Here is a 25814-nt window from a genome sequence, read left to right on the forward strand (position 1 = left end):
ATTTGCATTTTGTGTAAAGGGATAAACGCGGGAAATATTCAGTATCGTTTCGCGTGGTCAGAGAATCGCCGCGCCATTGCGCTGCGCCTGCTTCAAGAAAGCGGCCAACTCCCGGGCCTGCAGGGGCTTGCTGTAGTAGTAGCCCTGACCTTCATGGCAGCCTTCGGAGATGATGTAGGCCTCTTGCTCGGCGGTTTCCACGCCCTCGGCGATCACCTGCATGCCCAGGCTTTTACCCAGTTGGATGATCGCTCGCACGATGGTCGCATCGTCGTCATCGTCCAACAGGTCCTGAACGAAGCTCTTGTCGATCTTGATCTTGTCCAGGGGCAGGCTCTTCAAGTAGCTGAGGGATGAGTAGCCGGTGCCGAAGTCATCAATCGCAATCAACGCGCCCGAGCGGCGCAGGCTCAACAGGTGCTGGGCGGCGGTGCTGATGTCTTCCATCAGGCCGGTTTCGGTGACTTCCAGTTCGAGGCTGCGCGGAGGCAGGCGGTAGATCTGCATCAGGTTATTGACCACGCGCGGCAATTCGGTGTGGTGCAACTGCACGGTGGACAAGTTGACGGCCATGCGCAGCGCGGGGAAGCCCAGGTCATGCCATTCGCGCAATTGGCGGCAGGCCTGGTCCAGCACCCACTCGCCAATCGGGATGATGGTGCCATTCTGTTCAGCCAGCGGGATGAACAGGTCGGGCGGAACCAGGCCGTGCTCCGGGTGCTGCCAGCGCAGCAGGGCTTCAACGCCGACCACGTGGTGGTCGCGGTAGCTGATCTGGGGTTGATAGACCAGGTGGAACTGGTTGCGAGCAAGTGCGTCACGCAGGTGTTTTTCCAGTTCGCGGCGGCGGCGCATTTCGCTGTCGACGCTGGCGATGTAGAACTGATAGCGATTGCGCGAGCGCGCCTTGGCCAGGGTCATGGTCTGTTCAGCTTTTTGCAGCAACTTCTCGGTGCTGTCGCCATCTTCGGGAAAGAGCGTGATGCCAATGGTGGCGCGCAAGCGGATGCCTGCGTGGTCCAGGGCGAACTCGGCTTCCAGGTCGTCGAGGATGCTTTGCGCCAGTTCGGCGGCTTCGTAGGGTTGGTCGATGTCGGCCTGCACCAGGGCGAACTGGTCGCCACCCAGGCGGGCCAGCGCACCGAGGCGGCCGCTGTGGGCGCGCAAGCGGTCGGCCAGGGCCAGCAGCAATTTATCGCCGGCCTGGTAGGTGAACTGCTCGTTGACGCTCTTGAAGTCATCCAGCCCTACGCATAATACGGCCACGCGCCGTTGCCGACGGCCGGCGTCAATCAGGATCTTGTCCAGCTGCTCCTGGAGTTTCTGGCGGTTCGGCAGGCCGGTGAGGAAGTCGTACTGGGCCATGCGCAGCAGGCTGCTTTCCGCTTCGTGGCGCAGGTGAGTGTTGCGCTCGATGGACTCCAGCAACTGGTTGGCAGTATTGATCCACAGCCCCAGTTCGTTGCGTTCGTGACCTTTGAGTTGCGGGATCTTGTGCTCACTGGGGCGGTCCGGATTGATCGACGTCAGGTGTTCGATGATCCGCGACAGGGGCTTGGTCAGCAGCCAGTGATAGACCAGGTACAGCACCAGGCCCATGGCCAGCGCCCGCAGCACGCCGGAAATGAAGATGATCACAGAGTTGACGAGAAAACCCTGGCCGTAGGTGGCCGTGTCGAGGGTGATGCTCAGGTCGCCGTAATATTCGCTGTAGGGGCCCTTGCCCACCAGTGGCGTGGTGAAAGTGCGTTCCTGGCCGAGAATCAGGTCGGTCAACCAGCGGCTGGAGGATTGCTGCAACGCGCGGGATTTCTCCGCGAGCATGGTTTCGTTGGGATGGCCAATGGAGGCCATGCGCACGGCATCGTCCTGGAACAGCCCTTCAATCACCTGCATACCCATCTCGCGATCCAGGCTGTAGACGGCCTGGGTCGAGGGGTCGCGGAACATGTCGAGAATACGCTGGGCATCACCGGCCACGGCCTGACGCGTCTTGTAGGCGTCAAAAACGATCTGCGCCACGCTCAGCGCCACCCCCACGATCAATGCCGATAACAGCACGACCCGTAGCAACTTCACCGACAAGCTGTTCTTGAGTTCCAGCGTCAAAGGGTCATTCCTTGTTCCGTGCGGGTGGCCTCAATATGCCATGAGTATTGGCAATCTGGTGATGGCAGTCAAAGGGACATTCGGTTAACCGGGAAATGTTACGAAAAGTGGAACTCAGCCCACGGAAACTGCCACTTAGGCAGCGAGGGGAATGAGCCTCTCTTTGATGATTGGAGAACTTCTTATGTCGATTGCTTTGGCAGGGTTCGCGATGCCGCTGCTGGCCTCGGTGGCCGCACCGGTGGCGGCACAGCTCGTTAATGCTGGGATGAATATAGGTAAGCAGGTTGCAGACAGCATCGGCAACGCTGTCGCAGATAAATTGAAAGGGTCGCAGCCCTCTCTGCAGTTCCCATCCTCGAATGGCAAATCCGACAATGTGCTGAAGCAGGTGGGGGGGTAAAACACGTAGCTGTCTCATGTAAGGTCTGTTCAAAGGCAGGAGGAGCAAGTTCTTGTCAGCTTTGCTCCTCCTGCTGCTGCGCTATCGTTTATTTCGGGAAAATGATGGTCTTGCTCGCGATGCTGGTCTGGGGGGCAAACGATATCGATTCGCTGGACTCGACTTTTTGGCTTTCACCGCCAATTTTTTTTCCGAGTGCGTCGGCAAACGGTTGAAGCAAGGGTGCGACGGCTTTGACTACCTCGCCTACAACGGGTATTGCGGCTTTCAGTAGATCGCCAACCAGGGGGATTGCGGCAGCTGCGCTTATTGTCATTGTTGTCTCTCCGTTAAGTGTGGGGATGATGGCCCCTCACCCAATACGTGGCCGCTAATGAGGCGACAGTTCCGACCCCCGCGTGGGATTTTCCGCCGGCCATGAAAAAGCCCGGCAATCGCCGGGCTTTTTCTACTGCAAGCGTTACTTAGGCAGTGAAGGTCTTGCCTTCGAACTGCTCAGCCACGAACTTCCAGTTGACCAGGTTCCAGAACGCTTCCACGTACTTTGGACGCACGTTGCGGTAGTCGATGTAGTAGGCGTGTTCCCATACGTCGCAGGTCAGCAGCGGGGTGTCGCCGCTGGTCAGCGGGTTGCCGGCGCCGATGGTGCTGGCCAGGGCCAGGGAACCGTCAGCCTTCTTCACCAGCCAGCCCCAACCGGAACCGAAGGTGCCGACGGACGTCTTGGTGAACTCTTCCTTGAACGCGTCGAACGAACCGAACGCAGCGTTGATGGCTTCAGCCAGTGCGCCGGTCGGTTGGCCGCCGGCGTTTGGCGCCAGGCAGTTCCAGTAGAAGGTGTGGTTCCAGACCTGAGCGGCGTTGTTGAAGATGCCGCCCGAAGAGGACTTGACGATTTCTTCCAGGGTCTTGCCTTCGAACTCGGTGCCTGGCACCAGGTTGTTCAGGTTCACGACGTAGGTGTTGTGGTGCTTGTCGTGGTGGAACTCCAAGGTTTCCTTGGAGATGTGCGGCTGCAGGGCATCGTGTGCATAGGGCAGCGGCGGCAATTCGAAAGCCATGATGAATCTCCTAATCAGGTCAGTTGCGGTGAGCGCAAGGCCGATCACGGGCGGCCAAACAAGCGCCGGGGAGTTTGTACTCTTTGCGGCGCAGGGGCAGGATCATAGCACCGGGGGTGTGGCAAAACCACGCAACAACTGTGTGGAATAGAGGTTCCAGAGCGTTTTGGAATATTCGTCAGGCGGCGATCAATTGGTACGCCACGCCGAACATCATGGCCGCCACCAGCAGATCCAGCAGGCGCCAGGTCGACGGGCGCGCCAGCCAGGGTGCCAACCAGGCCGCGCCGAGGGCCAGGGTGGTGAACCACAGGAATGATGCACTGGCCGCCCCGGCCACATAGGCGCCCGGCTCGGTTTGCTGGGCGCCCAACGAGCCGATCAGCAAGACCGTGTCCAGGTACACGTGGGGATTGAGCAGCGTCACCGCCAACGCGCTGAGCAACACCGCCCGCAGCGAGCGCACCTTGGCGTTTTCGCCCTGGTTCAAGCCCTGGGCCGAAAAGGCCCGACGCAGCGCCAAGGTGCCATACCACAGCAGGAAGGCAGCGCCGCCCCAGCGTGCAATGCCCAGCAGGACCGGGCTGTGGGCCAGCACCGTCGCGAGCCCGAACACCCCCGCGGCCACCAGCAATGCATCACACACCACGCACAATGCGGCAACGGGCAAGTGGTGCTCGCGACGCAGGCTTTGGGCCAGAACGAAAGCATTTTGACTGCCGATCGCCATGATCAGCCCCAGGGCGACCAGCAACCCATTCACATAGCTTTGCCACATAGATAAAGATCCTCCAAACGATGCTGGTCATTCTCGGGGTAGGCGATGTATAAGAAAAACAAATATTGCTGATCGCTCATTAGGGAAACTGATGTTCGACTATAAGTTGCTGTCTGCCCTGGCGGCGGTGGTGGAACAAGCCGGCTTCGAGCGTGGCGCCCAGGTGCTGGGCGTGTCCCAGTCGGCCATCTCCCAGCGCATCAAGTTGCTCGAAGCGCGCATCGGCCAGCCGGTGTTGGTGCGAGCCTCACCGCCGACGCCCACCGATATCGGCCGGCGCCTGCTCAACCATGTACAGCAGGTGCGCCTGCTGGAGCGAGACTTGCAAAGCCAGGTGCCGGCGCTGGACGCCGAAGGCATGCCCGAGCGCCTGCGTATCGCTCTGAATGCCGACAGCCTGGCGACCTGGTGGGCCGAGGCCGTGAGCAGTTTTTGCGCTGAGCAGCATTTGTTGCTGGACCTGGTGGTCGAGGACCAGACCGTGGGCCTCAAGCGCATGCGCGCCGGTGAAGTGGCCGCCTGTATCTGCGCCAGCGAACGCCCGGTCGCTGGCGCGCGCAGCCTGTTGCTCGGTGCCATGCGCTATCGGGCGCTGGCCAGCCCGGCCTTTATTGCACGGCATTTCCCCGCCGGGGTGCGCGCCGATCAACTGGCGCGCACCCCGGCGCTGGTGTTCGGCCCGGATGACTTCCTGCAACACCGCTACCTGGCGTCTCTGGGCGTGGATGGCGGTTTCGAGCACCATTTATGCCCTTCGTCCGAAGGGTTTATCCGCCTTACCGAGGCCGGACTCGGTTGGGGGCTGGTGCCGGAACTGCAGGTGCGCGATCAATTGGAAAAGGGCGTATTGGTCGAGTTGTTGCCAGATAAGCCCATCGACGTGCCGCTGTACTGGCATCATTGGCGCAGTGGCGGGCAACTGCTCAGCTTGTTGACCGACCATCTGGCCCAGGCCTGTGGCCAATGGTTGGTGCCGTTGGACTGACGGCGGGCGTCAAGGCAACAGCGATGAAAAACCAAAGTACACGGGGTAATGCATGAAAATTCTGGTCACCGGCGCAAGCGGCTTCATCGGCGGGCGCTTTGCGCGTTTCGCCTTGGAGCAGGGCCTGGACGTGCGGGTCAACGGGCGGCGCGCCGAAGGTGTGGAGCACTTGGTCAAGCGCGGTGCCGAGTTTATCCAGGGTGACTTGAACGATGCCGATCTGGTCCGGCACTTGTGCCGCGACGTCGAAGCCGTGGTGCATTGCGCCGGTGCGGTCGGGTTGTGGGGCAAGTACCAGGATTTTCACCAAGGCAATGTACTGGTCACCGAAAACGTGGTGGAAGCCTGCCTCAAGCAACACGTCGGGCGACTGGTGCACCTGTCGTCGCCGTCCATCTATTTCGACGGCCGCGACCATCTGGGCCTGACCGAAGAACAAGTGCCCAAGCGCTTCAAGCATCCGTACGCCGCGACCAAATACCTGGCCGAGCAGAAGGTTTTCGGCGCCCAGGAATTCGGCCTCGAAGTGCTGGCCCTGCGCCCGCGATTCGTGACTGGCGCCGGTGACATGAGCATCTTCCCGCGCCTGCTTAAAATGCAGCGCAAAAACCGCCTGGCCATCGTCGGCGACGGCCTGAACAAGGTCGACTTCACCAGTGTGCACAACCTCAACGAAGCCTTGCTGAGCAGTTTGCTCGCGCCGGGTTCGGCCTTGGGCAGGGCCTACAACATCAGCAACGGTACGCCGGTGCCGGTGTGGGATGTGGTGAACTATGTGATGCGCCAAATGGAGCTTCCTCAGGTCACGCGATACCGGTCCTACGGCCTGTCCTACAGCGTTGCGGCGCTCAACGAAGCCTGTTGTGCGATATGGCCCGGGCGCCCGGAGCCGGCGTTGTCGCGCCTGGGCATGCAAGTGATGAACAAAGATTTCACCTTGGACATCAGTCGGGCCAGGCATTATCTGGACTACGACCCCAAGGTCAGCCTGTGGACCGCCCTCGACGAGTTCTGCAGTTGGTGGAAGGCCCAGGATCCCGGGCGCACCTGAGGTCACAACAGGCAACACATCGGGAACCGAATTCAGGGTTCCGGGTCGATCAGTGCGACGGAACCGCGGTTTATACTCCCGTCGCTTGCCACTTCACCGATTCAGGGTTGATTCATGCGTAACGATGCCAACGACGACTTCGACAACGTTCCCAGCCTGCGGGCGGACCTTGGGGATGACGATGAATTCGCCTCTACCCCTGCCACCTCGGTGCGCTCGCGCAGCACGCCTGTGGTCAAGGTCAAGGGCGCCAGCACCGGGCCGCTGTGGGCCTTGATCGGCGCGCTGCTGATCGCTTTCGCCGGGCTGGCCTGGTGGAGCTTCCAGCAGATCTCCCTGATGGGCCAGCAACTGGTGGCCACCCAGGAAAGCTTCGCGCGCATCAGTGAGGAAGCGGCGGGGCGGCTGCAGGACATTTCCGGCAAGGTGGTGGCCAGCGAGGCCAATGTGAACAACGGCAGTGAAGCGCTGAAACTGCAGATCAAGCAACTCGAAAGCCAGTTGCTGGAGCAAGGCAAGCAACAGGTCGGCGTGGCTGGGCAAGCGACCGAGCTGGACCAGCGCCTCGCGCAAATGACTGCCAGCACGTCCGAGCTGTCCAGCGCCAACAGCAAGCTGCAAGGCCAGGTGCAGGCGTTGACCGATGCCGTGGCCACACTCAAGGCCGCGCAAGGTGATGCGGGCAAGCGCGACAGCGAACTCAAGGAGTTGGCCGCCGACGTGGCCGCGTTGAAAAAGCAGGGCAACCCGAGCGCGGCAATCGCGCGACTGGAACAGGACCTCGTGGTGCTCAAGAGCGCCCAGGACAACCAGCCGGCCAACAGTGATGCGCCGACGAACAAGGAGTTCGACGTGTTCCGCATCCAGACCACACGTAACATCACCACCTTGCAGAGCCAGGTGCAGAACCTCCAACAGCAGCTTAATGCTCCTGCCAAGGTCACGCCGCTCGGTCAATGACAACACCGGTCCAGAGGTGGGAGGGGGCAAGCCGCCTCCCACCAAATGCCCTCCACGCAGGTGCGTTTGTCACCGTCCGGTGACATTTCCCTTGCCCTTCGTTACTGACCCCCCACCGTGCCCTTGTTTAGACTCCGGTCACCCCACAAACAATAATAAGGGCCACCCATGACCACCCCACCACTGCCTGCCAGCAGTTGGCTGAACGCGCCAGCCCATCACGCCTGGCTCGCGGCGGAAGGCCAGCGCCTGCTGTCGTTCGCCAAGGCTTCCCGACTGCCTGAAGGTTTTGGCAATCTCGACGACAACGGTCAGCTCCCCGCCAGCGCCCACGCCGAAACCATGAACACCGCCCGCATGACCCACAGCTTCGCCATGGCCCACGCCCTTGGCCTGCTGGGTTATGCCGACCTGGTGGCCCACGGCGTCGCAGCCCTCGGCGGCCCACTCAAGGACGCCGAACACGGCGGCTGGTTCGCCGCGCCCCATGCCCTGGACGGCAACCGTGGCAAGGCCGCCTACCTGCACGCCTTCGTCGCCCTGGCCGCCAGCTCGGCGGTGGTGGCGGGCGCGCCCGGTGCACGCACGCTGTTGAACGACGCGATCCACATCATTGACCAGTTCTTCTGGAGCGAGGAGGAGGGCGCCATGCTCGAATCTTTTGCCCAGGACTGGAGCGGCGTCGAAGCCTATCGCGGCGCCAATAGCAACATGCACGCGACCGAAGCGTTCCTGGCCCTTGCCGATGTCACCGGTGACACGCGCTGGCTGGACCGTGCGCTGCGTATCGTCGAGCGTGTGATTCACACCCATGCCGCCGCCAACCAGTTCATGGTGATCGAGCATTTCGATGCTCACTGGCAGCCCCTGCTCAGCTACAACGAAGACAATCCTGCCGACGGTTTTCGCCCCTACGGCATCACCCCCGGTCACGGTTTTGAGTGGGCGCGGCTGGTGCTGCACCTGGAAGCCGCTCGCCTGCGAGCGGGGTTGACGACGCCGGCGTGGCTGCTGGACGACGCCAAGGGCCTGTTCGCCAGTGCCTGTGAATTTGCCTGGGCCGTCGATGGCGCGCCCGGCATCGTCTACACCCTGGACTGGAACCACCGCCCGGTGGTGCGCGAGCGCCTGCACTGGACCCACGCCGAAGCCAGCGCCGCTGCCCAGGCCCTGCTCAAGCGTACCGGTGAGCTGCATTACGAAACCTGGTACCGGCGCGTCTGGGAGTTCTGCGACACCCATTTCATCGACCGCGCCCGCGGCAGCTGGCACCACGAACTCAGCCCGCACAACCAGCCCAGCAGCACGATCTGGGGTGGCAAGCCGGACCTGTACCATGCCTGGCAAGCGGTATTGCTGCCTGCGCTTCCCTTGGCACCCAGCCTGGCCAGTGCCATCGGGGCAGGTTGTTATGTCACCAAGTGGTGACATTTGTGCATCCCTTTGTTACCTGCGCCACAAAAATCCATGTTTAAACTCCGTGCAGCGCAAGCCCTAGACTTGCATGCATAACAACAAAAAAAGGTACTCAGATGAACGCGATTAATCGCCTCGCCGTCGCTATTTCCATTGCCTCGTTGTTCCCCCTCACTGCATTTGCCGCTGACTCGAAAGGGACGGTTGAAGTGGTGCATTGGTGGACCTCTGGCGGTGAAAAGGCGGCAGTGGATGTCCTGAAGGCCCAAGTTGAGAAAGATGGTTTCGTCTGGAAAGACGGTGCCGTCGCCGGTGGCGGTGGTGCCACGGCCATGACCGTGCTGAAGAGCCGCGCGGTCGCCGGTAACCCGCCTGGCGTTGCCCAGATCAAAGGCCCCGACATCCAGGAATGGGCGTCCACTGGCCTGCTCGACACCGACGTGCTCAAAGACGTCGCCAAAGCCGAAAAATGGGATTCCCTGCTCGACAAGAAAGTCTCCGACACCGTGAAGTACGACGGTGACTACGTTGCCGTACCGGTCAACATCCACCGCGTGAACTGGCTGTGGATCAACCCGGAAGTCTTCAAGAAAGCCGGGATCACCAAGAACCCCACCACCCTCGAAGAATTCTACGCCGCGGGCGACAAGCTCAAGGCTGCGGGCTTCATCCCTCTGGCCCACGGTGGCCAGCCTTGGCAGGACAGCACCGTGTTCGAAGCGGTGGTGCTCTCCGTCATGGGCGCCGATGGCTACAAGAAAGCCCTGGTCGACCTGGACAACGCCGCGCTGACCGGCCCGGAAATGGTCAAGTCCCTCACCGAGCTGAAGAAAGTCGCGACCTACATGGACGTCGACGGCAAGGGCCAGGACTGGAACCTTGAAGCAGGCAAGGTCATCAACGGCAAGGCCGGCATGCAGATCATGGGTGACTGGGCCAAGTCCGAGTGGACCGCCGCCAAGAAAGTCGCCGGCAAGGATTACGAGTGCGTAGCCTTCCCGGGCACCGACAAAGCCTTCACCTACAACATCGACTCCCTGGCGGTGTTCAAGCAGAAAGACAAAGGCACGGCTGCTGGCCAGCAGGACATTGCCAAAGTCGTGCTGGGTGAAGATTTCCAGAAAGTCTTCAGCATCAACAAAGGCTCGATCCCGGTACGCAACGACATGTTGAGCAACATGGACAAGCTCGGTTTCGATTCCTGTGCCCAGACCGCTGCCAAGGACTTCCTGGCCGACGCCAAGTCGGGCGGCCTGCAGCCAAGCATGGCGCACAACATGGCCACCACCCTGGCCGTGCAAGGCGCGTTCTTTGACGTCGTAACCAACTTCATCAACGACCCGAAAGCCGACCCGGCCGACACCGCCAAGAAACTCGGCGCGGCGATCAAGTCGGCCAAGTAAGGCAGCCCAGCTGTAGGAGCGAGCTTGCTCGCGAAAAACTCAAGGTATCGCACTCATCCTGGATGCTTGCGTTATCGTTGAAGACCTTCGCGAGCAAGCTCGCTCCTACAGGTAAAGCACCAGGCTGTAGTCCTTTTTCCCAGTATTGGATTTTCCCATGAGTTCTGTTGCTGTGTTCAGCAAGGCCTCGCCCTTCGATGCACTGCAGCGCTGGCTACCGAAACTGGTGCTGGCGCCGAGCATGTTCATCGTGTTGGTGGGCTTCTACGGCTACATCCTGTGGACGTTCGTGCTGTCGTTCACCACGTCCACGTTCCTGCCCAGCTACAAGTGGGCGGGCCTGGCACAGTACGAGCGGCTGTTCGATAACGACCGCTGGTGGGTTGCGAGCAAAAACCTCGCGCTGTTCGGCGGAATGTTTATCGGCATCACGTTGGTCATCGGCGTGACACTGGCGATTTTTCTCGACCAGAAGATCCGTCGTGAAGGCTTTATCCGCACCATTTACCTGTACCCGATGGCGCTCTCGATGATCGTCACCGGTACCGCCTGGAAATGGCTGCTCAACCCGGGCATGGGCCTGGACAAACTGTTGCGGGACTGGGGCTGGGAAGGCTTCCGTCTCGACTGGCTGATCGACCCGGATCGCGTGGTCTATTGCCTGGTGATCGCCGCTGTGTGGCAAGCCTCGGGTTTCATCATGGCGATGTTCCTCGCCGGCCTGCGCGGGGTTGATCAATCGATCATCCGCGCCGCGCAGATCGACGGCGCGAGCCTGCCACGCATCTACTGGAGCGTGGTGCTGCCCAGCCTGCGTCCGGTGTTCTTCAGTGCGGTGATGATCCTCGCGCACATTGCAATCAAGAGCTTCGACCTGGTGGCGGCCATGACGGCCGGTGGCCCGGGTTACTCCTCCGATTTGCCGGCGATGTTCATGTACTCGTTCACGTTCAGCCGTGGCCAGATGGGCATGGGTTCGGCGAGTGCCATCCTGATGCTCGGTGCGATCCTTGCGATCATCGTGCCTTACCTCTACTCCGAGCTGAGGACCAAACGTCATGACTAGTCTCGCGTCCAAACCGGGCATCAGCCTGAGCCGCATCGCGATCTACGCGGTGCTGATCCTCGCGGTGCTGCTGTACCTGGTGCCGTTGGTGGTGATGTTGCTCACCAGCTTCAAGACCCCGGAAGACATCAGCACCGGTAACCTCCTGAGCTGGCCGACCGTGGTCAGTGGCATCGGCTGGGTCAAGGCCTGGGCCACCGTGGATGGCTACTTCTGGAACTCGATCAAGATCACGGTGCCTGCCGTGCTGATCTCCACCGCCATTGGCGCGTTGAATGGCTATGTGCTGTCGTTCTGGCGCTTCCGCGGTTCGCAGCTGTTCTTCGGCCTGCTGTTGTTCGGCTGCTTCCTGCCGTTCCAGACCGTACTGCTGCCGGCCTCGTTCACCCTCGGCAAGATGGGCCTGGCGAGCACCACCACGGGCCTGGTGTTTATCCATGTGGTCTACGGCCTGGCGTTCACTACGCTGTTTTTCCGTAACTACTACGTCAGCATTCCGGATGCACTGATCAAGGCAGCCCGCCTGGACGGTGCAGGATTCTTCACCATCTTCCGTCAGATCATTCTGCCGATGTCCACCCCGATCATCATGGTCTGCCTGATCTGGCAGTTCACCCAGATCTGGAACGACTTCCTGTTCGGCGTGGTGTTCTCCAGCGGCGACTCCCAGCCCATCACGGTGGCGCTGAACAACCTGGTCAACACCAGCACCGGGGCCAAGGAATATAACGTGGATATGGCGGCGGCGATGATCGCCGGGCTGCCGACCCTGCTGGTCTATGTGATCGCAGGCAAGTATTTCGTGCGCGGCCTCACGGCTGGCGCGGTCAAGGGGTAATCATGGCTACGCTTGAACTTCGCAATGTAAACAAGACCTATGGCGCCGGCCTGCCCGACACCTTGAAGAACATCGAGCTGTCGATCAAAGAGGGCGAGTTCCTGATTTTGGTCGGCCCATCGGGTTGCGGTAAATCCACGCTGATGAACTGCATCGCGGGCCTTGAGACCATCACCGGTGGCGCGATCATGATCGGCGACCAGGACGTGAGCGGCATGAGCCCCAAGGATCGTGACATCGCCATGGTGTTCCAGTCCTACGCGCTGTACCCGACCATGAGCGTGCGCGAGAACATCGAGTTCGGCCTCAAGATCCGCAAGATGCCCCAGGCCGATATCGACGCCGAAGTGGCGCGCGTGGCCAAGCTGCTGCAGATCGAGCACCTGCTCAATCGCAAGCCCGGCCAGCTCTCCGGCGGCCAGCAACAGCGCGTGGCCATGGGCCGTGCACTGGCGCGTCGACCGAAGATCTACCTGTTCGACGAACCGCTGTCCAACCTCGACGCCAAGCTGCGCGTCGAGATGCGCACTGAAATGAAGCTGATGCACCAGCGCCTCAAGACCACCACGGTCTACGTGACCCACGACCAGATCGAAGCGATGACGCTGGGCGACAAGGTCGCGGTGATGAAGGACGGCATCATCCAGCAGTTCGGTACGCCGAAAGAGATCTACAACGATCCAGCCAACCAGTTCGTGGCGAGCTTCATTGGTTCGCCGCCGATGAACTTCGTGCCCCTGCGCCTGCAACGCAAGGACGGCCGCCTGGTGGCGTTGCTCGACAGCGGCCAGGCCCGTTGCGAACTGGCGCTGAACGTGACGGATGCGGGCCTCGAAGACCGTGACGTGATCCTCGGCCTGCGCCCGGAGCAGATCATGCTGGCGGCGGGCGAGGGCGATGCATCGAGCATTCGTGCCGAAGTCCAGGTCACCGAGCCGACCGGCCCGGACACCCTGGTATTCGTGCAGCTCAATGACACCAAGGTCTGCTGCCGCCTGGCACCGGACGTGGCGCCCCAGGTGGGCGAGACCCTGACCCTGCAATTTGATCCAGCCAAAGTTTTGCTGTTCGACGCCACTACCGGCGAGCGCCTGGGCACTGCTTCTTCATCGCCCGCACAGGCGCATGCTGACAATGTGGCCCAATTCAAAGGCCGCTGAGATTGACTGCAGGAGCGAGCTTGCTCGCGAAGGTCGTCAGCGATGACGCAGCGCTTGCGAGCAAACTCGCTTCTACAGGCTTGTGATTTAGATTTAAGTTGTTGTTTTAGATAAAAAAAGTAAACCGCGTTAGATAAAAACAGTTTAATAACAATAAAGACGAGGATGTAGGGATGAAAAAGCAACACAACAACGCTCGGCTGATCTGCCAAATGTCAGCAGCAGCAGCTCTGGTTTTGTCCGCCAATGCGATGGCGGACGAAGCGTTCAGCGCCGATTCCAAGTGGATGACCGGCGATTGGGGTGGTGAACGTACCAAGCTGATCGAGCAAGGTATCGACATCAAGGCGGACTACGTCGGGGAAATGGGCTACAACGCCCATGGCGGGTTCAACGATGACAAGACCGGTCGTTACTCCGACCAATTCGGCCTGGGCGTCGCCCTGGACCTGGAAAGACTGTGGGGCTGGGATAACACCCAGGCCAAGATCCAGTTGACCAACCGTAATGGCCAGAACATTTCCAACGACCGCATCGGCGACCCGCGTGCCGGCACGCTGAGTTCGTCCATGGAAGTGTACGGTCGTGGCCACATGGTGCGTCTGACCCAGTTCTGGATTCAGCACCAGATGTTCGACAACAAGCTGGACGTGAAACTCGGCTACTTCGGTGAAGGCGAAGACTTCAACACCTTCCCGTGCGACTTCCAGAACCTGTCGTTCTGCGGCTCGCAGGTCGGTAACTACGTGAACACCTGGTACAACTGGCCCGTCAGCCAGGCCGCCATTCGCGTGAAGTACCACATCACCCCAGAGCTGTATGCGCAAATCGGTGCGTACAACCAGAACCCATCGCAGCTGGAGCACGGCAACGGCTTCAAGCTCAGCGGCAGCGGCACCAAAGGCACCGTGTTGCCAGTGGAGTTGGTCTGGTCGCCGAAGGTCAACAACCTGCCGGGCGAATACCGTGTGGGTTACTACAAAAGTGCCGCCGATGCTTCTGACGTCCGTGAAGACATCAACGGCAACGATGCAGCGACCACTGGCGCGGCGTACCGTACCCGCAGCAGCAAGAAAGGCTACTGGTTCGTTGCCCAACAGCAGCTCACCACGCACAACGGCGACGCTTCCCGCGGCTTGAACATCGCGGCCAACGCCACGTTCCACGACAAGGAAACCAACCTGGTCGACAACTACCAGTCGTTGATGCTGGTGTACAAAGGCCCATTCGATGCGCGTCCAAAAGACGACGTCGGCATTGGCGCGGCGCGTCTGCACGTCAACAAGGACGTGAAGCGCAACTCTGAGTTGCTCAACGTCGCCAATGGCGTGGCCGACTACGACAACCCGCTGTACACGCCGATCCGCGAAACCGAGTACAACTTCGAAATCAACTACGGTTTCCACGTCACCAACTGGCTGACCGTGCGTCCCAACCTGCAGTACGTCGTGCAACCTGGCGGCGTGGACAAAGTCGACAACGCGCTGGTGGCGGGCCTGAAAATTCAGTCTACGTTCTAACGCTGTTGCGATAAGCTCCTTCTCTCTGTGCGCATTTTGCGGGTAGCCATGGCTACCCGCTTTTTTTGGGCAGCACCGTGAAGACATTCAGGACCGTGGCACATGCATGAGCAACCGCTGCAACGCTTTTTCAAATCCCTGCGCGAGCGTCCGGTGTTCGCCTGGGAGCGCTTTCAGATGCGTGACGTGCTGGTGATCGACCATCCGCTGTGCCAAGCGGTGTTCAGTCGCCAAGGCGCGCAATTGCTGCACTTTCAGCCTACCGGTCAAAAGCCCTGGTTGTGGTGCGCCGCCAAGTGGCCGCAAGTCGGGGCTATCCGTGGTGGCATTCCGGTGTGCTGGCCGTGGTATGGCCGTCATCCGAGCGAAAACGCCTGGCCGTCCCATGGCTGGGCCCGGTTGATCGACTGGAAGCTGCTCGACAGCAGCACCGACGACGACGGCGTGCACCTGCACTGGCAGCTGCAACTGTGCGACTGGCAGGTGGACCTGCACGCGCACCTGGGCGAAACCCTGGAACTGCGCCTGAGCACCGAACATCAGGACGAGTTGCCGTGCCAGTTGAGCCATGCATTGCACGCTTACTGGCGTATTGGTCACGTTGATGAGATAGCGCTGTCTGGGCTCGACGGAGCACAAGGTTACGACCAGCTCAGCCGCCAGGCCTGCCAGCAGGAAGGTGAGTTGCGGGTGGACGGTGGCTGTCAGCGGGTATTCCAGCACGAGGGCGAATTGCAGCTGAAGGACCATGCCTGGCAGCGCGAACTGTGCATCGACACCGGCGACAGTGCCGACACCGTGGTGTGGCATCCGGGCAGCCGGCCGCTGTTGGGCGTGAGCTTCAACGAGGCGTCAGGGTTCGTGTGTGTGGAGTCGGCGATGGCCGGGGCGAGCCTGGCGCCGGGGGAGAGGGCGCATCTGAGTCTGCAGGCCAGGGCTGGGGTTTAGCGGTGTGGCTGGTGGCTTCATCGGGGCAAGCCCCCTCCCACATGGACTGCATTCACCTATTTTGACTTGTGAACACGGTCAGTGGGAGGTGACTTGCCCCCGATGAGGCCAGTACCGCCAACCCACAATCCGCCTAGTTGAATTCGTCGCCCACCGGATACCGGCTGTCATTCAAACTTTCCTTGATCTTGCGCAAGTGCGGCTGGAAATCCACCCCACGGCGCAAGGTCATGCCGGTCGCCAGCACATCCAGCACCGTCAGTTGGATGATCCGCGAGGTCATCGGCATATAAATGTCGGTGTCTTCCGGCAACGGAATGTTCAGGCTTACCGTACTGGCCTTGGCCAGCGGCGAGTTTTCGGCGGTCACGCCCAGCACCGAGGCGCCGTTGCTGCGGGCGATACGTGCCACTTCCACCAGTTCACGGGTGCGCCCGGTGTAGGAAATGATCACGAACAGTTCGCCCGTGTGCGCCACCGAGGCAATCATGCGCTGCATCAGCACATCCGCGTGGGCGGTCACCGCCAGGTTGAAACGGAAAAACTTGTGCAGCGCATCCATCGCCACCGGCGCCGAAGCACCCAGGCCGAAGAAATGGATCTGCCGCGCCTGGATCAACAAATCCACGGCCTTGCTGATCAGGGCCGGGTCCAGGGCCTGGCAGGCGCTGTCCAGGGACGCAATGGCGCTGCCAAAGATCTTCTGGGTGTAAGCCTCGGGGTTATCATCGGCTTCCACTGCGCGGCTGACATACGCCGCGCCGCTGGCCAGACTTTGCGCCAGCTGCAATTTCAGTTCAGGGTAGCCGCTTACGCCGAACGAACGGCAGAAACGGTTGACGGTCGGTTCACTGACCGACGCGGCCTGGGCGAGGGCGGCGATCGAGAAGCGGGTGGCCTGCTGCGGGTTGAGCAGGATGACTTCAGCGACTTTGCGCTCGGCCTTGTTCAATTCTTCGAGGCGGTTCTGGATCTGTTCCAGAAGATTTCGCACGCGGTCCATTCAGTCTTTCCTTCGGGCGACGATGCAAATAAGGGGTGGCAACCAATCGACCAGCGGCCCTTTGCGGTGGCCTATCCTACTGAGGGTAGCTGAACACCACCACTCGGAATGCGTATTTCGGGAAAATGTTGTGATTATTACTACATTTTTCCTTGAGTGATGCCTTGAAAAAAGGTATTTGTAGCTTAACTTGATAAAAGAACAAACATCATGCCTTCGATAACCGTGGAACCCTGCACCTTTGCCCTGTTTGGCGCCTTGGGTGATCTGGCGCTGCGCAAGTTATTTCCTGCCCTCTATCAACTCGATGGTGCCGGGCTTTTGCACGACGATACGCGCATCCTGGCCCTGGCCCGCGAAGCCGGTTCCGAGCAACAGCACCTGGCCCACATTGAACAAGCACTGCGCACGTATGTCGGCAACGAACTGGACGAGACCATCGCCCAGCGTTTCCTCGCGCGCCTGACTTACGTCCACGTCGACTTCATGAAGGCCGATGACTACGTGGCGCTGGCTGAACTCGCCGGCACCGAGCAACGCCTGATTGCCTACTTCGCTACCCCGGCCGCAGTGTACGGCGCGATCTGCGAGAACCTGTCCAAGGTCGGCCTGGCAGAAAACACCCGCGTGGTGCTGGAAAAGCCAATCGGTTCGGACCTGGAGTCCTCGCGCAAGGTCAACGACGCGGTGGCGCAGTTCTTCCCGGAGAACCGCACCTACCGCATCGACCACTACCTGGGCAAAGAGACCGTCCAGAACCTGATCGCGTTGCGTTTCGCCAACAGCCTGTTCGAAACCCAGTGGAACCAGAACTACATTTCCCACGTGGAAATCACTGTGGCCGAGCAGGTCGGTATCGAAGGCCGTTGGGGCTACTTCGACAAGGCCGGCCAGTTGCGGGACATGATCCAGAATCACCTGCTGCAACTGCTTTGCCTGATCGCCATGGACCCGCCGGCCGACTTGTCCGCCGACAGTATCCGTGACGAGAAGGTCAAGGTGCTCAAGGCCCTGGCGCCGATCAGCCCGGACGGCCTGACCACCCAAGTCGTGCGCGGCCAGTACATCGCCGGCTACAGCGCCGGCAAGCCGGTACCGGGCTACCTGGAAGAAGAGAACTCCAACACCCAGAGCGACACCGAGACCTTCGTTGCCCTGCGTGCCGACATCCGCAACTGGCGGTGGGCCGGCGTGCCGTTCTACCTGCGCACCGGCAAACGCATGCCGCAGAAGTTGTCGCAGATCGTTATTCACTTCAAGGAACCGTCCCACTACATCTTCGCGCCCGAGCAGCGCTTGCAGATCAGCAACAAACTGATCATCCGCCTGCAACCGGACGAAGGTATTTCCTTGCGCGTGATGACCAAGGAGCAAGGCCTGGACAAGGGCATGCAACTGCGCAGCGGCCCGCTGCAACTGAATTTTTCCGACACCTACCGCAGCGCCCGGATCCCGGATGCCTACGAGCGGTTGTTGCTGGAAGTGATGCGCGGCAATCAGAACCTGTTTGTCCGTAAAGATGAAATCGAAGCCGCGTGGAAGTGGTGTGACCAGTTGATCGCCGGGTGGAAAAAATCCGGTGATGCGCCCAAGCCGTATGCGGCGGGTTCCTGGGGGCCGATGAGCTCCATTGCACTGATCACGCGGGATGGGAGGTCGTGGTATGGCGATATCTGATTTGAAACTGCCCCAGGGCGTCACCCCTCACGAGTACCGCACGCCGGTGCTGTTGGCGGAGGGCCTGGCCAATGATGTGGCCGAGCAATTGCGCGGGGCTATCAGTGCCCGTGGCGAAGCCACCCTGGTAGTGTCCGGTGGCCGCAGCCCCGTGGCGTTTTTCCAGCACCTGGCCAAGCAGGGCCTGGATTGGTCCAAGGTCACCCTCACCCTCGCCGATGAGCGCTGGGTACCGGTGGAGCACGCTGACAGCAATGCCGGTCTGCTCAAACAGCACCTGTTGCAAGGCCCGGCGGCCAAGGCCAAGTTCCTGAGCCTCTACAGCGCCGCTGCTAACCTTGAAGACGCTGCCGAGCAGGCCGATCGCCTGCTGGGCGAATTGCCAGGCATCGATGTCCTGGTGCTGGGCATGGGCGATGACGGCCACACCGCATCGCTGTTTCCCAACAGCCCGAACCTGACTGAAGCCCTGCAGCCGGACGGTACCCGCCGTTGCTGGCCGATGCTGGCGCCCACCGTGCCGCACCAGCGCCTGACCATGAGTCGCGCCCTGCTGGCCACGGCCACCTACACCGTGCTGTCGATTTCCGGCAGTTCGAAACTGACCACCTTGAGCGCCGCGTTGGCCAGCGACGACGTTGCTGCCATGCCGATTCGCGCGTTTTTGCAACCTACTTTAGAGATTTACTGGTGCCCATGAGCCAAGGAACCGCCGCTATGAAAAGCCCTCAACCGACCGTGTCCATGGCGGATAAAGTTGCCCTGATCGACAGCCTCTGTGCCAAGGCACGCATCCTGCCGGTGATCACCATCGCCCGCGAACAGGACATCCTGCCGCTGGCCGATGCCCTGGCCGCCGGTGGTCTGACTGCTTTGGAAGTGACCCTGCGCTCCGAGTTCGGCCTCAAGGCCATCCAGGTACTGCGCGAGCAGCGTCCGGAACTGTGCACCGGTGCCGGCACTGTGCTTGATCGCCACATGCTCGAAGCGGCCGAGGTCGCGGGTTCGCAGTTCATCGTCACCCCTGGCATCACCCGTGACCTGCTGGAGGCCTCGGTGCACAGCCCGATCCCGCTGCTGCCAGGCATCAGCAATGCCTCCGGCATCATGGAAGGCTACGGCCTGGGTTATCGCCGCTTCAAGCTGTTCCCGGCGGAAGTCAGCGGTGGTGTGGCGGCGATCAAGGCCCTGGGCGGCCCGTTCGGCGAAGTGAAATTCTGCCCGACTGGCGGCGTCGGCCCGGCCAACATCAAAAACTACATGGCGTTGAAAAACGTGATGTGCGTAGGCGGTAGCTGGATGCTCGACCCGGAGTGGGTGAAGAACGGCGACTGGGCCCGCATCCAGGAAGTCACCGCTGAGGCGCTGGCGCTGTTGGATTGATCTGAGTTAACGAATCGTTGTTGCTGTGCTTGACGGCATTTTTGCGGCGCACTTGGTCGGTGTGCCGCTTTTTTTTGCCCGTTGAAAACTCGAGGTCAACACCGATCTAAATGTGGGAGAGGGCAAGCCCCGTCCCACATTTTATTCTGCGTTCAGCTGGTTGATGGCCTTGACCAAGACATCAATGTCCGCAGCCGAGGTCATCAAGCCCGGCGTTACCCGGATACAGGTGCCAAACGAGGCGCCCACACGGGTGGTGGTAAACAGGTTGTAGTCCTTGAGCAAGCGCTCGGCCATCACCTGCTGATCCCGCCCCACAAACTTGAACCCCGTAATCCCGCAGTACAGGCGTGGATCATCCGGCGTCAGCACCTCGATCCCCGGCAGTGGCCGTACCTGGCTTACCCACAAGTCACGCAGGTAATTCACCCGCGCACCCTTGGCCGCCGCGCCCCCCAGCGCGCGGTGTTCTTCAAACACCTGCGGCAAGGTCATCAAGGCCGGAAAATTCGGCGTGCTGTAGGACGTCCGTGCGCGCACGTCGGTGGCCGGGTAGTGAAACTCGCCCATGTCCGGGTCGATGTCTGCCAGGCGTTCCGGGGCGATGTACAGGAAGCCCAGTGTCAGCGGCGCGCCAATCCATTTGTGCAGGTTGAAGCCGGCGAACTGAATGCCCAACTCGGCAAGGTTGAACTCGATCTGGCCGAGGGCGTGGGCGCCGTCGAGGATCACGTCGATGCCGTATTCGCGTGCAGCGCTGGCAATGGCTGCAACCGGCATCACCAGCCCGGTGCGATGGGTGACGTGGGTGAGCGCCATCAGCTTCACGCGCGGATGCCGGGTGAAGGCATCGCGATATGTCTGTACCAGGCTGTCGAAACTGGCCGGGTGCACGTGGGACAGTTCGACCACCTCGACGCCGCGCACACCCTCGAGCCAGCGCATGGCGCCCTTGACCGTGTCGTACTCCAGGTCACTGATCAGTACCTGGTCGCCCGGTTGCAGGCGGTTGTAGTTGCGAATCAGCGACTGCAGGGCTTCAGTGGCGTTGCGGGTGAAGGCCACGGCTTCAGGTTCTGCGCCGATCAGCTCGGCCAACTGGCGACGGATTGCCTCGTTGTCACCTTGCTCGAAGCGCTGGCGGACATGCACTGAGTTGCTGCGGTTGATAAATGCCACATGCTCCAGGTACTGCGCCTGGACCGCACGGCTCATGCGCCCGAAGTAACCGTTTTCCAGGTTGATCGGGCCGGGGTCCACGTCGTAGCGCTGGGCAATGGCGTGCCAGTGGTGTTCGTTGTCGGCATTCCTTGGCATGGGCGCGCACTCTTAATGGCGTGGGGCGGGTTTACCGTGCTTGGCACGCAAGGGTTCGAGCAGTTCCGACAAACCGTTGTGGTCAATTTCCTGCATCAGCGCCAGCAAACCGCCCAGTTCGCCGTGGGGAAAACCTTCACGGGCAAACCAGTTCAGGTAGGGGCCCGGCAGGTCAGCGATGATCCTGCCCTTGTATTTGCCGTAGGGCATCTGGCGGGTGATTAGCAGTTCGAGTTTTTCGGGGTTCATGGGGTTTTCAATGCGGCGGATCGAGACACCTGAAAATACAGGCATTCTGCATGAAGGCCAAATGACAGATCATGCAAATAACGAACGTACAGATGGTTCAATAATTCGTAAGTTACTGAATAATAATGGAAAAGTTATTTTTATAAACCTGGCACGGGCGCTGCAACCATTAAGACAACCTTCTTAACCCGCACAAGGAATTGAAAAATGACTGACATCAATAAAGAATCGATCTCCGTACTCAACGACCTGATCGAGACCAGCAAAGACGGCCAGAAAGGTTTCGCGACCTGTGCTGAAGACATCAAGCACCCAGAGCTCAAGGCGCTGTTCGTCAAACGCTCCGCTGATTGCGCAACCGCTGCGGCCGAGCTACAAACTGCGGTACGTGCCCTGGGTGGCGATCCGGAAAATTCCGGCAGCGTTGCTGGCGCCCTGCACCGTGGTTGGGTCGACGTGAAGTCGCTGGTCACCGGCAAGGACGAAGAAGCAGTATTGAACGAAGCCGAGCGCGGTGAAGACCACGCCCTGAAGGCTTACAAGGACGCGATCGAGAAGATCAACAAGCACAACCTGCTGGGTATTCGTGACCTGGTTGAGCGTCAGTTCCACGGCGCACAACGCAACCACGACCAAGTGAAAGCGCTGCGTAACCAGGCTCGCGCTCAGTCGTAAGCCCTGCGCTGTCGCTGAAATGCTGTAAGAAATGTGGGAGGGGGCTTACCCCCTCCCACATTTTTGCTGTGTGAAACGTTAGGTTGGGATCAGCCGATGGTGATCGGCGGCAACTCGGTCAACGTCACTTCCTGCTGCTTGCGCGGCGCCAGAATCTCCGCTTCACCGTCCACCACCAACTCATCGCGCTGGTTGAACACGCGCGTCGCAATGCGCACGCGGAATTTCGGCAGTTTTTCCAGAATTTCCAGGCGCACGGTCAGGGTGTCGCCGATTTTCACGGGTTTCTGAAAGCTCATCTGCTGGCCGATATAGATCGTGCCCGGCCCAGGCAGCTCGCAGGCAACGGCCGCGCTGATCAAGGCGCCGCTGAACATGCCATGGGCGATACGCTCCTTGAACATGGTGGCCTTGGCATACTCGGCGTCCAGGTGCACGGGGTTGTGGTCACCGGACATCGCGGCGAACAGCTGGATGTCGCGCTCTTCCACCAATTTGCTGTAGCTGGCGGTCTGGCCGACTTCGAGGGCTTCGTACGGGGTGTTGGTTACCTGGGTCATCTAATCGTGCATCCTGTGGCTAATCGGTAATTTAATCGGCTGATTTTAAACCAGAAGTCATTCGCAGCGGGCCGGCCTGCGCAAGCTCAGGGCGTGGTCGAGCCACGTCAGCAGATCGCCCGTGACCTGATCACGGTTGGTTTCGTTGAACACTTCATGGCGCGCCTGCGGGTAGATCGTCAGTTGCAGGTGCTGGCAGCCAGCCCCGCGCAGGGCATCGGCCAGGTGGGTGAGACGCTTGCCCTCACTCACCGGATCACATTCTCCGCCCATCACCAGGATTGGCAGGCCCGGATCGATCTGCGCGAGATTGGACGCTTTGCTGATTTGCTGCAAGCCGCCGAGCAGGTCGACCCACAGCTGATTGGTGCAGCGAAAACCGCACAGCGGGTCGTTGATGTATCGGTCGACTTCGCTCGGGTCGCGGCTGAGCCAGTCGAATGCGGTGCGGTTGGGCTTGAACGCTTTGTTGAAAGAGCCAAAGGACAGGAAGTCGATCAATGCGCTGCGCCCGCGCATCCCCTGCCTTGCGCGCTCGATCCGTGCAATCACCCGCGCGGCGCGATACAGCGCCACCGGTTGGAAATTCGAACCGCTGAGAATCGCCCCATGCAGGCTGGCGCTGTGGTGCAGCAGATAGGCCTGGGCGATATAGCTGCCCATGCTGTGGCCCAGCAGAATGATCGGAATCCCTGGGTGCTGTTGGCCGATATGCTGGTTGAGGCTGGCGAGGTCGCCCACCACCTTGTTCCAGCCGTCCTGCTCGGCGTAAAGGCCAAGCGTGCCTTCGTCGGCTGTGCGGCCGTGGCCACGCTGGTCCATCGCGTATACACCGTATCCCGCCGCGCACAGGGCCTCGGCGAGCCGCGCATAACGCCCACTGTGCTCGGCCATGCCATGGGACAGCATCACCAGGGCCTTGGGCGCGTCTTCGGGCATCCATTGATTGACGTACAGGCGGCTGCGGTCATTCGCGGTCAGCCAGAAGGACTTGTGGTTCATGGCGCTTCCTTTGCTCAGGGTCGTTGCAGTGTATAGCTCATCCCACGGGAAGCGTCTGGGCAGCGCAGGGCCTTGTAGGAATATTCACGCAATCAATGACGCTCTTTCCTGTATTTGCCTGTTTGGCCATAGCTGCTAACGTCCCCAAAGCTCCGCTTTTCATGCGGCCGGACATACTCAGGTAAGAGGACAAGAATAATGCAACCTGATTTCTGGAATGACAAACGCGCCGCGGGCGTTCCCAATGACATCGACCTCTCGGCCTACAAGTCGGTGATCGAGGTCTTCGAACGTTCCTGCAAGGCCTTTGCCGACCGTCCCGCATTCAGCAACATGGGCATCACCCTCACGTATGCCGAGCTCGAGCGCCACAGTGCGGCGTTCGCCGGCTACTTGCAGCAGCACACCGACCTCAAGCCCGGCGACCGCATCGCGGTGCAGATGCCCAACGTGCTGCATTACCCGGTTGCCGTGTTCGGCGCCTTGCGCGCCGGACTCATCGTGGTCAACACCAACCCGCTGTACACCCCGCGCGAGATGCGCCACCAGTTCAAGGACGCTGGCGTGCGTGGGCTGGTGTACCTCAACCTGTTCGGTTCGCGGGTGCAGGAAGTGTGCGCCGACACCGAGATCGACTACCTGATCGAAGCCAAGATGGGCGACTTCATGCCCGCTGCCAAAGGCTGGCTGGTCAACACCCTGGTGGACAAGGTGAAGAAGATGGTGCCGGCCTACAGCCTGCCGCGTGCCGTCTCCTTCAAGCGCGCGTTGCACATGGGCGCAGGCCTGGGGATCACGCGTCATCCGGTGACCCTGGACGATATCGCCGTGCTGCAATACACCGGCGGCACCACCGGCCTGGCCAAAGGCGCGATGCTCACCCACGGCAACCTGGTGGCGAACATGCAGCAGGTGCGCGCGTGCATGTCGCAGACCGGCGAGGACGGCCACCCGCTGATCAAGGAAGGGCAGGAGGTGATGATTGCGCCGCTGCCGCTGTACCACATCTATGCATTCACGGCGAACTGCATGTGCATGATGGTCTCCGGCAACCACAACGTGTTGATCACCAATCCACGAGACATCGGCGGGTTTATCAAGGAACTGAAGAAGTGGCGTTTTACCGGCCTGCTGGGCCTCAACACCTTGTTTGTGGCACTGATGGACCACCCCGACTTCAAGACCCTGGATTTCTCCCACCTCAAGCTCACCAACTCCGGTGGCACCGCGCTGATCAAGGCCACGGCCGAGCGCTGGGAGCAACTCACCGGTTGCGCGATTGGCGAGGGCTACGGCCTGACCGAAACCTCGCCGGTGGCAAGTACCAACCCCTATGGCAATAAGTCGCGCCTGGGCACCGTGGGCATTCCGGTGCCGGGTACGGGCATGAAGGTGATCGATGACCAAGGCGCCGAGCTGCCGCTGGGCGAGCGGGGCGAGCTGTGTATCAAGGGGCCGCAAGTGATGAAGGGTTACTGGCAGCAACCGGCGGCCACCGCCGAGACGCTGGATGCCGAGGGATGGCTCAAGACGGGTGACATCGCGGTGATCGACGAGGATGGCTTCGTTCGTATTGTCGACCGCAAGAAAGACCTGATCATCGTCTCGGGCTTCAACGTGTACCCCAACGAGATCGAAGATGTGGTGATGGCCCACCCGGCGGTGGCCAACTGCGCGGTGATCGGCGTGCCGGACGAGCGCACGGGGGAGGCGGTGAAGCTGTTCGTGGTGGCGCGTGCCGAAGGGGTGAGCCTTGAAGAGTTGAAGGCCTACTGCAAGGCCAACTTCACGGGGTACAAGATACCCAAGCAAATCGTGTTGCGTGAGTCGCTGCCGATGACGCCGGTGGGCAAGATCCTACGGCGCGAGCTGCGCGACATCGCTTGAATTGAAATAGGCTCAAAATGTGGGAGGGGGCTTGCCCCCGATTGCGGTGTGTCAGCCCTGGATTTTTTGGCTGAAACACGGCAATCGGGGGCAAGCCCCCTCCCACATTTGTTTTGTATCGCCTTGGAAGCCTTGTTCCAGAGCCTTTTTCGGGAGGATTTAAACTGTGACCAAATATTGTCCTACAGTCGTGTTTATGACTGTGAGGCCCCTCTTTGGCTCTAGGCGGCCCTTGGCAAAGCTGCTACTCTCGGCGCGCTTTGTGACGTCTCGGCCTGCTTAAAAGCGCCAGATTCACCCTAAAAGACATACACCAATAATAATCGCATCAAATGCGATGAAGAATTCGCGTCGCTGACGTCG

General features: G+C 60.6%; 25 protein-coding genes. 17 read left to right on the forward strand and 8 right to left on the reverse strand.

The window, feature by feature from the left end:
* Nucleotides 1–57 precede the first annotated feature (57 nt).
* The gene (locus CQ041_RS18740) at nt 58–2109 is read right to left on the reverse strand and encodes a bifunctional diguanylate cyclase/phosphodiesterase (protein WP_105523977.1); all 2052 of its coding nucleotides are present in this window, start codon (nt 2107–2109) and stop codon (nt 58–60) included.
* Between the two features lie 151 nt (nt 2110–2260).
* On the opposite strand from CQ041_RS18740, the gene CQ041_RS18745 reads away from it, so the two are divergent.
* Entirely contained in the window at nt 2261–2512 is a 252-nt protein-coding gene (locus tag CQ041_RS18745) for a hypothetical protein (protein WP_146116079.1), read from the forward strand.
* Nucleotides 2513–2564: 52 nt separating this feature from the next.
* A complete protein-coding gene (locus CQ041_RS26315; RefSeq protein ID WP_156088632.1) occupies nt 2565–2786 on the forward strand; it encodes a hypothetical protein in 222 nt (73 codons plus the stop codon).
* Between the two features lie 190 nt (nt 2787–2976).
* Here the strand turns inward: CQ041_RS26315 and CQ041_RS18755 are convergent, their stop codons facing one another.
* Together CQ041_RS18755 and CQ041_RS18760 are read right to left on the reverse strand one after the other, a co-directional pair.
* Nucleotides 2977–3573 (reverse strand): superoxide dismutase, encoded by a 597-nt coding sequence (locus tag CQ041_RS18755; protein ID WP_105523974.1) that lies wholly within the window; start codon nt 3571–3573, stop codon nt 2977–2979.
* 178 nt (nt 3574–3751) lie between these two features.
* The gene (locus CQ041_RS18760; RefSeq protein WP_105523973.1) at nt 3752–4351 is read right to left on the reverse strand and encodes a LysE/ArgO family amino acid transporter; all 600 of its coding nucleotides are present in this window, start codon (nt 4349–4351) and stop codon (nt 3752–3754) included.
* A gap of 91 nt (nt 4352–4442) precedes the next feature.
* On the opposite strand from CQ041_RS18760, the gene CQ041_RS18765 reads away from it, so the two are divergent.
* The 10 genes from CQ041_RS18765 to CQ041_RS18810 all read left to right on the forward strand — a co-directional run bounded on the left by CQ041_RS18765 (nt 4443) and on the right by CQ041_RS18810 (nt 15698).
* Nucleotides 4443–5336, forward strand: a complete 894-nt coding sequence (locus tag CQ041_RS18765) for a LysR family transcriptional regulator ArgP (RefSeq protein ID WP_105523972.1) — start codon at nt 4443–4445, stop codon at nt 5334–5336.
* A gap of 52 nt (nt 5337–5388) precedes the next feature.
* On the forward strand, nt 5389–6387 hold the full coding sequence (locus tag CQ041_RS18770) for an NAD(P)-dependent oxidoreductase (RefSeq protein ID WP_105523971.1): 999 nt from the start codon (nt 5389–5391) through the stop codon (nt 6385–6387).
* Nucleotides 6388–6501: 114 nt separating this feature from the next.
* Nucleotides 6502–7347, forward strand: a complete 846-nt coding sequence (locus tag CQ041_RS18775; protein ID WP_105523970.1) for an ATPase — start codon at nt 6502–6504, stop codon at nt 7345–7347.
* A 168-nt stretch (nt 7348–7515) separates the two neighbouring features.
* Complete coding sequence (locus tag CQ041_RS18780) at nt 7516–8775, forward strand: AGE family epimerase/isomerase (RefSeq protein WP_105523969.1); 1260 nt, start codon at nt 7516–7518, stop codon at nt 8773–8775.
* Nucleotides 8776–8879: 104 nt separating this feature from the next.
* Nucleotides 8880–10166, forward strand: coding sequence for an ABC transporter substrate-binding protein (locus CQ041_RS18785; protein ID WP_105523968.1), 1287 nt, complete (start codon nt 8880–8882; stop codon nt 10164–10166).
* Between the two features lie 157 nt (nt 10167–10323).
* Nucleotides 10324–11232: a carbohydrate ABC transporter permease gene (locus CQ041_RS18790; RefSeq protein ID WP_105523967.1), complete on the forward strand. Its 909-nt coding sequence runs from the start codon at nt 10324–10326 to the stop codon at nt 11230–11232.
* Entirely contained in the window at nt 11225–12070 is an 846-nt protein-coding gene (locus CQ041_RS18795) for a carbohydrate ABC transporter permease (RefSeq protein WP_105523966.1), read from the forward strand. Before CQ041_RS18790 ends, CQ041_RS18795 begins: the two co-directional genes overlap by 8 nt.
* Nucleotides 12071–12072: 2 nt before the next feature.
* Nucleotides 12073–13230, forward strand: coding sequence for an ABC transporter ATP-binding protein (locus CQ041_RS18800; protein WP_105523965.1), 1158 nt, complete (start codon nt 12073–12075; stop codon nt 13228–13230).
* 173 nt (nt 13231–13403) lie between these two features.
* Complete coding sequence (locus CQ041_RS18805) at nt 13404–14750, forward strand: carbohydrate porin (RefSeq protein WP_105523964.1); 1347 nt, start codon at nt 13404–13406, stop codon at nt 14748–14750.
* Between the two features lie 102 nt (nt 14751–14852).
* On the forward strand, nt 14853–15698 hold the full coding sequence (locus tag CQ041_RS18810; RefSeq protein WP_105523963.1) for a D-hexose-6-phosphate mutarotase: 846 nt from the start codon (nt 14853–14855) through the stop codon (nt 15696–15698).
* 133 nt (nt 15699–15831) lie between these two features.
* Here the strand turns inward: CQ041_RS18810 and CQ041_RS18815 are convergent, their stop codons facing one another.
* Entirely contained in the window at nt 15832–16692 is an 861-nt protein-coding gene (locus CQ041_RS18815; RefSeq protein ID WP_174554056.1) for a MurR/RpiR family transcriptional regulator, read from the reverse strand.
* A gap of 219 nt (nt 16693–16911) precedes the next feature.
* Between CQ041_RS18815 and zwf the strand changes: the two genes are divergently transcribed.
* Genes zwf through CQ041_RS18830 form a run of 3 tightly spaced genes read left to right on the forward strand, consistent with a single transcriptional unit; the run spans nt 16912 to nt 19761 of the window.
* Nucleotides 16912–18378, forward strand: a complete 1467-nt coding sequence (gene zwf / locus CQ041_RS18820; RefSeq protein ID WP_105523962.1) for a glucose-6-phosphate dehydrogenase — start codon at nt 16912–16914, stop codon at nt 18376–18378.
* Complete coding sequence (gene pgl / locus CQ041_RS18825; RefSeq protein WP_105523961.1) at nt 18365–19078, forward strand: 6-phosphogluconolactonase; 714 nt, start codon at nt 18365–18367, stop codon at nt 19076–19078. Before zwf ends, pgl begins: the two co-directional genes overlap by 14 nt.
* 17 nt (nt 19079–19095) lie before the next feature.
* Nucleotides 19096–19761: a bifunctional 4-hydroxy-2-oxoglutarate aldolase/2-dehydro-3-deoxy-phosphogluconate aldolase gene (locus tag CQ041_RS18830; protein ID WP_025858441.1), complete on the forward strand. Its 666-nt coding sequence runs from the start codon at nt 19096–19098 to the stop codon at nt 19759–19761.
* A 141-nt stretch (nt 19762–19902) separates the two neighbouring features.
* On the opposite strand, the gene CQ041_RS18835 is transcribed toward CQ041_RS18830, so the two are convergent.
* Both CQ041_RS18835 and CQ041_RS18840 read right to left on the reverse strand, forming a co-directional pair.
* Complete coding sequence (locus tag CQ041_RS18835) at nt 19903–21078, reverse strand: aminotransferase class V-fold PLP-dependent enzyme (protein ID WP_105523960.1); 1176 nt, start codon at nt 21076–21078, stop codon at nt 19903–19905.
* Nucleotides 21079–21090: 12 nt separating this feature from the next.
* Entirely contained in the window at nt 21091–21327 is a 237-nt protein-coding gene (locus CQ041_RS18840; protein WP_105523959.1) for a DUF3820 family protein, read from the reverse strand.
* A 207-nt stretch (nt 21328–21534) separates the two neighbouring features.
* Here CQ041_RS18840 and CQ041_RS18845 point away from each other — a divergent pair, with 207 nt between their 5' ends.
* Nucleotides 21535–22002: a PA2169 family four-helix-bundle protein gene (locus CQ041_RS18845; RefSeq protein ID WP_105523958.1), complete on the forward strand. Its 468-nt coding sequence runs from the start codon at nt 21535–21537 to the stop codon at nt 22000–22002.
* An 89-nt stretch (nt 22003–22091) separates the two neighbouring features.
* Here the strand turns inward: CQ041_RS18845 and CQ041_RS18850 are convergent, their stop codons facing one another.
* Both CQ041_RS18850 and CQ041_RS18855 read right to left on the reverse strand, forming a co-directional pair.
* Nucleotides 22092–22562: a MaoC family dehydratase gene (locus tag CQ041_RS18850; RefSeq protein ID WP_105523957.1), complete on the reverse strand. Its 471-nt coding sequence runs from the start codon at nt 22560–22562 to the stop codon at nt 22092–22094.
* 57 nt (nt 22563–22619) lie between these two features.
* Nucleotides 22620–23564, reverse strand: coding sequence for an alpha/beta hydrolase (locus CQ041_RS18855; RefSeq protein WP_105523956.1), 945 nt, complete (start codon nt 23562–23564; stop codon nt 22620–22622).
* Between the two features lie 198 nt (nt 23565–23762).
* On the opposite strand from CQ041_RS18855, the gene fadD2 reads away from it, so the two are divergent.
* Nucleotides 23763–25451: a long-chain-fatty-acid--CoA ligase FadD2 gene (fadD2, locus tag CQ041_RS18860; RefSeq protein WP_105523955.1), complete on the forward strand. Its 1689-nt coding sequence runs from the start codon at nt 23763–23765 to the stop codon at nt 25449–25451.
* Nucleotides 25452–25814 lie beyond the last annotated feature (363 nt).

It is taken from the genome of Pseudomonas sp. MYb60, assembly GCF_002979555.1.
GTDB lineage: Bacteria > Pseudomonadota > Gammaproteobacteria > Pseudomonadales > Pseudomonadaceae > Aquipseudomonas.

Excerpts from the sequence above, each read along its gene's own strand:
- CQ041_RS18850 (WP_105523957.1), bottom strand. The coding sequence starts at position 22,562 with ATGACCCAGGTAACCAACACCCCGTACGAAGCCCTCGAAGTCGGCCAG.
- CQ041_RS18765 (WP_105523972.1), top strand. The coding sequence starts at position 4,443 with ATGTTCGACTATAAGTTGCTGTCTGCCCTGGCGGCGGTGGTGGAACAA.
- CQ041_RS18755 (WP_105523974.1), bottom strand. The coding sequence starts at position 3,573 with ATGGCTTTCGAATTGCCGCCGCTGCCCTATGCACACGATGCCCTGCAG.
- CQ041_RS18775 (WP_105523970.1), top strand. The coding sequence starts at position 6,502 with ATGCGTAACGATGCCAACGACGACTTCGACAACGTTCCCAGCCTGCGG.
- CQ041_RS18835 (WP_105523960.1), bottom strand. The coding sequence starts at position 21,078 with ATGCCAAGGAATGCCGACAACGAACACCACTGGCACGCCATTGCCCAG.
- CQ041_RS18770 (WP_105523971.1), top strand. The coding sequence starts at position 5,389 with ATGAAAATTCTGGTCACCGGCGCAAGCGGCTTCATCGGCGGGCGCTTT.
- CQ041_RS18785 (WP_105523968.1), top strand. The coding sequence starts at position 8,880 with ATGAACGCGATTAATCGCCTCGCCGTCGCTATTTCCATTGCCTCGTTG.
- fadD2 (WP_105523955.1), top strand. The coding sequence starts at position 23,763 with ATGCAACCTGATTTCTGGAATGACAAACGCGCCGCGGGCGTTCCCAAT.
- zwf (WP_105523962.1), top strand. The coding sequence starts at position 16,912 with ATGCCTTCGATAACCGTGGAACCCTGCACCTTTGCCCTGTTTGGCGCC.
- CQ041_RS18780 (WP_105523969.1), top strand. The coding sequence starts at position 7,516 with ATGACCACCCCACCACTGCCTGCCAGCAGTTGGCTGAACGCGCCAGCC.
- pgl (WP_105523961.1), top strand. The coding sequence starts at position 18,365 with ATGGCGATATCTGATTTGAAACTGCCCCAGGGCGTCACCCCTCACGAG.
- CQ041_RS18840 (WP_105523959.1), bottom strand. The coding sequence starts at position 21,327 with ATGAACCCCGAAAAACTCGAACTGCTAATCACCCGCCAGATGCCCTAC.
- CQ041_RS18830 (WP_025858441.1), top strand. The coding sequence starts at position 19,096 with ATGAAAAGCCCTCAACCGACCGTGTCCATGGCGGATAAAGTTGCCCTG.
- CQ041_RS18800 (WP_105523965.1), top strand. The coding sequence starts at position 12,073 with ATGGCTACGCTTGAACTTCGCAATGTAAACAAGACCTATGGCGCCGGC.
- CQ041_RS18845 (WP_105523958.1), top strand. The coding sequence starts at position 21,535 with ATGACTGACATCAATAAAGAATCGATCTCCGTACTCAACGACCTGATC.
- CQ041_RS18855 (WP_105523956.1), bottom strand. The coding sequence starts at position 23,564 with ATGAACCACAAGTCCTTCTGGCTGACCGCGAATGACCGCAGCCGCCTG.
- CQ041_RS18805 (WP_105523964.1), top strand. The coding sequence starts at position 13,404 with ATGAAAAAGCAACACAACAACGCTCGGCTGATCTGCCAAATGTCAGCA.
- CQ041_RS18760 (WP_105523973.1), bottom strand. The coding sequence starts at position 4,351 with ATGTGGCAAAGCTATGTGAATGGGTTGCTGGTCGCCCTGGGGCTGATC.
- CQ041_RS18790 (WP_105523967.1), top strand. The coding sequence starts at position 10,324 with ATGAGTTCTGTTGCTGTGTTCAGCAAGGCCTCGCCCTTCGATGCACTG.
- CQ041_RS18810 (WP_105523963.1), top strand. The coding sequence starts at position 14,853 with ATGCATGAGCAACCGCTGCAACGCTTTTTCAAATCCCTGCGCGAGCGT.
- CQ041_RS18745 (WP_146116079.1), top strand. The coding sequence starts at position 2,261 with ATGAGCCTCTCTTTGATGATTGGAGAACTTCTTATGTCGATTGCTTTG.
- CQ041_RS18795 (WP_105523966.1), top strand. The coding sequence starts at position 11,225 with ATGACTAGTCTCGCGTCCAAACCGGGCATCAGCCTGAGCCGCATCGCG.